Here is a 1,365-nt window from a genome sequence, read left to right on the forward strand (position 1 = left end):
GGTAGTGTCTCACTAACTGTGTAAGTTAAAAAATTATTCTGGAAAATTTTGAGCCCTCCTAGCTCAAAAAATTTTACGGAAATAACTTTTTATTATTTTTAACCATTACATAGTTATGATAGACAAAGAAGAATTATTAAACAACAAGGATTTCTATAAGTCCTTCAAGAATGGAGAAGACCTAACCTCTTTCTTCAAAGAAATGCATAAGCGAGCTGTAGAACATATGCTTGATGCAGAATTGGACACCCATCTGGATAATGAAAAGCATCAGAAATCCATCACTGGAAATTACAGAAACGGATATGGGACCAAGAAGATAAAATCCTCATTTGGCGAATCTGAAATTAAAGTTCCCCGAGATAGAGAAGGCAGTTTTGAACCTTCATTAGTCCCAAAGAGACACAACATCATCGAAGGTTTGGAGAATATCATCATCTCATTTTATGCTAAAGGAATGAGTGTAAGCGATATTGAAGAACAAATCAAGGAAATGTATGATTTTGAAGTTTCTACTTCTACCATCTCACGAATCACCAATGCTGTTGCCAGTGAAGTGGTGAGCTGGCAAAACCGCCCGCTTGAAGATTTATATCTCATTGTTTGGATGGATGGCATTGTTTTCAAGGTAAGGGAAAACTCCAAAGTCATTAATAAAACAGTTTATCTGGCTGTGGGATTAAACCGTGACGGTAGAAAAGAAGTCTTGGGTATGTGGCTTGGAAAAAATGAAAGTTCAGCTTTCTGGATGGGCGTTCTCACAGATTTAAAGGCCCGTGGTGTAGAGGATATTCTCATCACTGCCACCGATAATTTAAACGGATTTACCCAGACCATACGTTCTGTTTTTCCTGAATCTCAAACCCAGATCTGTGTCGTCCATCAAATCAGAAATGCCTGCAAATATGTGGTTTGGAAAGACAGGAAAGAGTTCTCTGCCGATATGAAGCATATTTACACTGCTCCAACAAAACAAGCTGCTGAAGCCGCTCTGGGTGATTTTGCAGCAAAATGGGAATCCAAATATTCTTATGCCATCAAATCCTGGAGGGACAACTGGGATGAATTGACTGTGTTTTTTGAATTTCCTTTAGAAATCCGTAAAATCATTTATACCACTAATTTAATTGAAAATCTCAACGGAAAAATCAGAAAATACACCAAAAACAAAATGTCTTTTCCTACGGATGATGCGGTCTTGAAATCTGTTTACCTTGCTTTAAAAGAAGCTACTAAAAAATGGACAATGCCAATTCAAAATTGGGGTATTGTTCTTAACCAGTTTATGCTTATTTTTGAACAAAGGCTCAGATTATAAAATCCAAGCCTTAACTTTTTAACTTACACACTTTTCGGAATAGTGTC

At 36.8% G+C, this 1,365-nt stretch carries 1 protein-coding gene; it reads left to right on the forward strand.

Annotated features, from left to right (window positions below):
• The first annotated feature begins 115 nt into the window (after window positions 1-115).
• Window positions 116-1,318: an IS256 family transposase gene (locus EK417_RS18745; protein WP_136523018.1), complete on the forward strand. Its 1,203-nt coding sequence runs from the start codon at window positions 116-118 to the stop codon at window positions 1,316-1,318.
• The last annotated feature ends 47 nt before the right edge of the window (window positions 1,319-1,365 follow it).

Origin of the sequence: Chryseobacterium candidae, assembly GCF_004916905.1 — a bacterium.
Taxonomy (GTDB): domain Bacteria; phylum Bacteroidota; class Bacteroidia; order Flavobacteriales; family Weeksellaceae; genus Chryseobacterium; species Chryseobacterium candidae.

Bases quoted from the DNA above. Each gene is read 5' to 3' on its own strand.
- EK417_RS18745 (WP_136523018.1), top strand. From the start codon at position 116: ATGATAGACAAAGAAGAATTATTAAACAACAAGGATTTCTATAAGTCC.